A 5,648-nucleotide genomic window follows, 5' to 3' on the forward strand; every position below is an offset into this window, starting at 1 on the left:
GCCAGCGAAATGACCCGCTTTTGCATCATCACCGATGAAGAGCGGCACATCAAAATGGCCATCGTTGACCGCAACGTCACCCCCCTCATGTCGGTCAACGACCCGGAACTGATGCTGGCCAAACCCAAGGGCCTGACCGCCGCCACCGGCATGGATGCTCTCACCCACGCCGTGGAAGCTTATGTCTCCACCGCTGCCACCCCAATCACCGACGCCTGCGCCCTGAAGGCGGTGGAACTCATCTCGCAAAACCTGCGCACCGCCGTGCTGCATGGCGACAACCTGCCGGCACGCGAGCAAATGGCGTATGCCCAGTTCCTGGCCGGCATGGCATTCAACAACGCATCGCTGGGCTACGTGCACGCCATGGCGCACCAGCTTGGCGGTTTCTATGACCTGCCGCATGGCGTATGCAACGCCCTGTTGCTGCCGCATGTGGAAGCGTTCAATATTCAAACCTCGGCCGACCGCCTCGCCGATGTGGCGCGCGCCATGGGCGCGGCTGTCGAGGGAATGGATGCCGCAGCGGGGGCTCTGGCTTGTATTGCCGCCATCCGCCGGTTGTCGGTGGACGTCGGCATTCCCGCCTGCCTGGCCGACCTGGGCGTGAAGGAAAAAGACATTCCCATGCTGGCTGCGAACGCGCTGAAGGATGCCTGCGGCCTGACCAATCCGCGCAAGGCCAGCCAGACCGAGATTGAAAGCATCTTCCAGGGTGCGATGACGGCAGCGGCTGACGCCGGGCGCTCCCAGAGCAAGGCAGCTCTCGAAACCGTGGCGGCCTGACGCGAGGGCGATGGGCACGGGTTCCTTGCCTCTCGCCCGGAGGCCCCAGCCAGCCCCGCGCTCATCAGATACCAGCCAACCGTCGGCTTTGCACGCCTGCCGCCGGTGAGTTCCAGTGAAGGCAAGTGATCTCTGGGCATCGTTTTGCCGGGCACGAAAGGAAATCTGACCGCCTCGGTCATCGGTGACAATAGGTTGTAGCGTGTGCCGGTTTTCCCCTGCACACGCCGCCTGTTGCAAACCCATGTGAGGCTTTCCATGTCATCGATCACCCTGCGTTTTCTCGCCGAACCCAATACCATCAACTTCGGCGGCAAGGTCCACGGCGGCACGGTCATGAAGTGGATTGACGAAGCCGGTTATGCCTGCGCCACACGCTGGACCAAGCGTTACTGCGTCACGGTATCGGTCGGCAGCATCCGCTTCCAGCGCCCCATCATGATCGGCGACCTGGTGGAAGTGCAAGCCCGGCTGGCCTACACCGGCAGCACCAGCATGAACATTTCCGTCGAGGTGCGCGCCGGCGACATGAAGACCGGCGAGATGGAAGTCATCACCGAATGTGTGGTGGTGTTTGTAGCGGTGGATCCCAATGGCAAAACCATTCCCGTTGAAACCTGGCTGCCCGAAACGCCGGGTGACATCGCGCTGGCGCAGAACGTCAAGGCGCACCTGGACCTGGCACGCGCCGCACTAGCGCACCCCTGATGCGGCCCAACCCCCTGACAGGCCGCGATCTGGCAGCGGCCCTGGCCGTCGTGGTGGTCTGGGGCGTCAACTTCGTGGTCATGAAGTTCGCCCTGCGCGACTTCACACCCTTCCAGCTGGGTACCGCACGGTACGTGTTTGCCGTGCTTCCGCTGGTGCTGTTCATCCGCCCGCCCAACATTGCGTGGAAATGGCTGGTGTTTTACGGGCTGTTCCAGGGCGTGGGGCAATTCGGCATTCTGTTTATGGCGCTCAAGGTCGGCATGACAGCCGCGCTGGCGTCGGTGTTGCTGCAAACCCAGGTGTTTTTTACCGCACTGTTCGGTTTTGTCCTGCTGCGTGAGCGCGCCAGCCGGCCGCTGCAGGCCGGCATGGTGCTGGCGGCCCTGGGCCTGTCGTGTTTTGCGCTGAACTACATCACGCCCGGCAGTGGCGTTGCGTCGGCCACCACGCTGGCGGGTTTTGTGCTCACACTGGGTGCCGCCTCCATGTGGGCGATGTCCAACATCGTCGCGCGGCACGTACAGCAAAGCGGCGTGCCCTACTCTCCCCTGGCTTTTGTGGTGTGGAGCGGCATCTTCGCCATTCTGCCCTTCGCGGCCTTGTCTTATGTGTTTGATCCAGAAGCCGTGCGCTGGCAGTGGACAGGCGCACGCGCCTCCAGCTGGCTGGCCGTGGCCTACCTCGGCTGGGTGGCCACCCTGCTGGGCTACAGCCTGTGGACCGGCCTGCTCAAACGCCACCCGGCCAACCGCGTCGCGCCCTTCAGCCTGGGTGTGCCGGTGGTCGGCCTGGCCACCGGCATGCTGGTGCTCGGCGAAGCCATCACACCCTGGCAGTGGGCCGGCATTGCCTTGCTGGTGGCGGCGCTGGTCTGCGTGATGCTGGGCGGGCTGCTCAAGCCACGCTGACGCGTGCGTCCGCAGGGCCTGGCTTGTTGAACCAGGCAGCCAGCAGATCCAGCGCATGGCGCACCTTGGCAGGCTGCTCGCCGCGCCGCGGCGTGATGGCGTACACCGGCAAGTCCGGCAGATACCAGCCCGGCAGCACCGGCAAGAGGCGCCCGTCGGCCAGTGCCCGCCGGTCGTCATCGCTGACCACAATGCTGATGCCCCAGCCCGCCACACACAATGCGTGCAGGGCCGTGACCTGCGTCGCTTGCACCCGCCCTTCCATGCGCACCGTTTGCTGTTCCCCGCCAGGGCCCTGCAGCTCAAGCAGCTCGCCGCCCGGGGCTCCAGGCCGGCCGCCCAGCCAGTCGTGCGACAGAAGGTCTTGCGCTTTAGCCGGCCAGCCACGCTCAGCCAGGTAAGCCGGGGCCGCGCACAACTGCCGCTGCATGCTGCCGAGCTTGCGTGCCACCAGCGTCGAGTCGGCCAGCGCGCCCACGCGCAAGGCGATGTCGACCCGCGCGGCAATCAGGTCAATCACGGCATCGTCCAGCAGCAGGCGCAGCGACAGCTTGGGGTGGTCGCGCAAAGGCGCGAGCGCCGCGGCCAGCAATCCGCCAAAACCGATGGGGGCCGCCAGCCGCAGCTCGCCTTCAGGCTCATCACGCAGCCGGGCCAGCGACTGCTCGGCAGAACGCGCAGCGGCCACCATGGCCGCGCAACCTGCGTGGTAACGCTCGCCGGCTTCTGTCAGCGTCAGGCGCCGGGTCGAACGGTGCAGCAAGGCCAGGCCCAGCGACTGCTCGAGTTGCCGCAAGTGCTGGCTCACTGCCGAAGGCGTCATACCCAACTGCCGTGCAGCAGCGGTCAGGGAGCCGGCCGAGACCACCTCGGCAAAGATGGCCATGCGCTTGAATTGGTCCATTTTTTGATTATTGATTAGCTGTACTTCACAGTATTAGCCAATTAAGCCATCTATTCAGCAACTCGTGAAGCAATCAGACTAGTACCTTCCTTCACCTTCAGGAGTTTTCATGAACATCGCACTCATTGGCGCCACCGGTTTTGTCGGTTCCCCCGTTCTGGCCGAGCTGCTCAGCCGCGGCCACCAGGTCACGGTGCTGGCCCGCACGCCCTCCAAGCTGACCGCACAAACAGGCTTGACGGTGGTGAAAGCCGACGCGCTGGATGCGGCGCAGGTAGCCAAAGCTGTGGCCGGCCATGACGCGGTGATCAGCGCCTACAACCCGGGCTGGAGCGAACCCAAAATTCATGACTTGCACCTGCAGGCCAGCCGGGCGATTGTTGACGGCGTCAAAGCCTCGGGCGTCAAACGCCTGCTGGTCGTCGGCGGTGCCGGTAGCCTGTACGTGGCACCCGGCCTGCAGTTGGTGGACACACCGCCGTTTCCCGCCGAATACAAACAGGGCGCGCTGGCCGCCCGCCAGGCCTTGAACGAGCTCAAAAAAGAAAGCACGCTCGACTGGAGCTTTGTCTCGCCCCCGATTGCCCTGGCACCGGGCGAGCGCACCGGCCAGTACCGCCTTGGCGCCGACAATCTGCTGCCCGGCCAGGGCGAGCAGCCAGCCGGCATTTCAGTGGCCGACCTGGCCGTGGCGATTGTTGATGAAATCGAGACGCCGCGGCATGTGCAGAAACGCTTCACCGTCGCCAGTTAGCATCAAATCGGGGCCCAGCCCTTTTCGGACGGGTGAATGTAGCTATCAAACAGATAGCATCAACTACCCGACAAGCTCTCAGGCATGCTTTTGGGGCAGGCATGGGGGTTGCTGCTGCCACGTCGTCGAATGCGATAGGAGAGTGCAGCAAGCGATCCTATGCACGCGAGCGCCAGACAGCAGCCTCTACACCACTTCGTTGCGAAGGCCGAGTGGTCTGACACCCAGCTGTGGACCCGTTGGCGCCTGATTCCAACGCTTCGCCATAGCCAATCAGGCGCGCAGTACTGCGAGCACGTTCTCTGCCGCAGCCACGCCCATCTTCACGTACGCGTCCGCGCTGACGCCCCCGATGTGCGGGCTCAAGATGATGCGCTCTTCACCCTGGAAAGGGTGGCCGGCGATCATGGGTTCGATCGCGAAGCTGTCCAGGCCCGCGCAAGCCACGTGACCAGAGCGCACCGCATCGAGAAGCGCGCTTTCGTCGATCAGCCCACCGCGCGCGGTGTTCACGACGATCACTCCGGGCTTGCAGCTTGCCAGCCCCTCGCGATTCAGCAGATTGCGGTTGTCTTCGGTCAGCGGGCAATGGAACGAAATGGCGTCCGACGACCGCCACAAGGTTTCCAGATCGAGTAGCTCCACGTCGGATGGGACGTTCGTCGCGTAGGGGTCGTAGCCGATCACGCGCATGTCCAGCGCCTTTGCCATCCTGGCAAATCGCGCTCCGATGGCCCCTATCCCCACCAGACCCATGGTGCGGCCAGCGAGCTCGACACTCTTGTGCGTCGCCTTGTCCCAGAAGCCACCATGCATGCGAGCGTTCAAATTCGGCACCGCCTTCGCACAAGCCAGCAGCAGCGCCAGTGCGTGTTCGGCGACAGCGGCGGCATTGACGCCCACAGCGGCGCGAACTTCAATGTTGCGGGCCTTGGCCGCCACCTTGTCGATGGTGTCAGTGCCGCTGCCGTGCTTGGAAATCACCTTCAGAGCCGGCGCCAGGTCCATGACCTCGGCGGTGACACCGCCGTATCGCACGATGATGGCGACGGGGTTGTGTCGCCTGGCAAGCGCTGCAATATCTGCGGGTTGCGGTGTCTTTCCTGCGAAGATCACCTCGTGCCCATCGAGCAGGTCCAACGCCTGCGGGGCAAGGTCGGCAGCCGTGACCAGAATGACCTGCTTGTCTCGAGGAAAAATCACAGACATTCCCCTTCCTTCAGAACTCCTGCGGCCCGCAGCGCGGAATTCAGCCACTTCGCGCCCGTATTCCCTTGCTTGATGGCTGCAAGCCGGTCGGCCTCATCCTGGACTTTCTTAGCCGCTAGCGGCAGAAGCGACTCGATCTTGTCGCGCTCGACCACGACCACACCGTCTGCGTCCCCCAGGATAAAGTCCCCGGGATTGACCGTAACGCCGCCCACAGTGATGGGGTGGCCGATACGGCCGGGCACCAACTTCGTCGGGCCATTCGGATTGGTGCCGACGCTGAAGACGGGGAACTTCATCTCGTCGATCTCCAACCCATCGCGCACTGCGCCGTCGATCACAACGCCGGCGATGCCCAGTTTCTGGCACGCGGTCA

General features: G+C 64.0%; 6 protein-coding genes and 1 pseudogene. 4 read left to right on the forward strand and 3 right to left on the reverse strand.

The window, feature by feature from the left end; translation table 11 throughout:
* From ABI660_RS22765 to ABI660_RS22775, 3 genes are all read left to right on the forward strand, one after another.
* Positions 1 to 786 (forward strand): iron-containing alcohol dehydrogenase (locus ABI660_RS22765; RefSeq protein WP_348072430.1); only part of this gene is annotated, 786 nt, incomplete at its 5' end.
* Positions 787 to 1,044: 258 nt separating this feature from the next.
* Positions 1,045 to 1,494 carry an acyl-CoA thioesterase gene (locus ABI660_RS22770; RefSeq protein WP_348072432.1) on the forward strand — a complete coding sequence of 150 codons (450 nt, stop codon included), beginning with the start codon at positions 1,045 to 1,047 and terminating at the stop codon, positions 1,492 to 1,494.
* Complete coding sequence (locus ABI660_RS22775) at positions 1,494 to 2,405, forward strand: EamA family transporter (RefSeq protein ID WP_348072434.1); 912 nt, start codon at positions 1,494 to 1,496, stop codon at positions 2,403 to 2,405. Before ABI660_RS22770 ends, ABI660_RS22775 begins: the two co-directional genes overlap by 1 nt.
* Here ABI660_RS22775 and ABI660_RS22780 read toward each other — a convergent pair.
* Positions 2,392 to 3,309, reverse strand: coding sequence for a LysR family transcriptional regulator (locus ABI660_RS22780; protein WP_348072436.1), 918 nt, complete (start codon positions 3,307 to 3,309; stop codon positions 2,392 to 2,394). The genes ABI660_RS22775 and ABI660_RS22780 overlap by 14 nt on opposite strands.
* A gap of 109 nt (positions 3,310 to 3,418) precedes the next feature.
* Between ABI660_RS22780 and ABI660_RS22785 the strand changes: the two genes are divergently transcribed.
* Positions 3,419 to 4,063: an NAD(P)-dependent oxidoreductase gene (locus ABI660_RS22785; RefSeq protein WP_348072438.1), complete on the forward strand. Its 645-nt coding sequence runs from the start codon at positions 3,419 to 3,421 to the stop codon at positions 4,061 to 4,063.
* A gap of 273 nt (positions 4,064 to 4,336) precedes the next feature.
* Here ABI660_RS22785 and ABI660_RS22790 read toward each other — a convergent pair whose 3' ends face one another.
* The gene (locus ABI660_RS22790) at positions 4,337 to 5,272 is read right to left on the reverse strand and encodes an NAD(P)-dependent oxidoreductase (protein ID WP_348072440.1); all 936 of its coding nucleotides are present in this window, start codon (positions 5,270 to 5,272) and stop codon (positions 4,337 to 4,339) included.
* Positions 5,263 to 5,648 (reverse strand): annotated as a pseudogene (locus tag ABI660_RS22795) (RraA family protein); the annotation flags it as partial. The gene ABI660_RS22790 and the pseudogene ABI660_RS22795, both read right to left, overlap by 10 nt.

Source organism: Polaromonas sp. (assembly GCF_039930745.1).
In the GTDB taxonomy this organism is placed as follows: Bacteria; Pseudomonadota; Gammaproteobacteria; order Burkholderiales; family Burkholderiaceae_C; genus Polaromonas.

Coding starts and splice junctions, on each gene's coding strand:
- ABI660_RS22775 (WP_348072434.1), top strand. CDS start 1,494: ATGCGGCCCAACCCCCTGACAGGCCGCGATCTGGCAGCGGCCCTGGCC.
- ABI660_RS22790 (WP_348072440.1), bottom strand. CDS start 5,272: ATGTCTGTGATTTTTCCTCGAGACAAGCAGGTCATTCTGGTCACGGCT.
- ABI660_RS22785 (WP_348072438.1), top strand. CDS start 3,419: ATGAACATCGCACTCATTGGCGCCACCGGTTTTGTCGGTTCCCCCGTT.
- ABI660_RS22770 (WP_348072432.1), top strand. CDS start 1,045: ATGTCATCGATCACCCTGCGTTTTCTCGCCGAACCCAATACCATCAAC.
- ABI660_RS22780 (WP_348072436.1), bottom strand. CDS start 3,309: ATGGACCAATTCAAGCGCATGGCCATCTTTGCCGAGGTGGTCTCGGCC.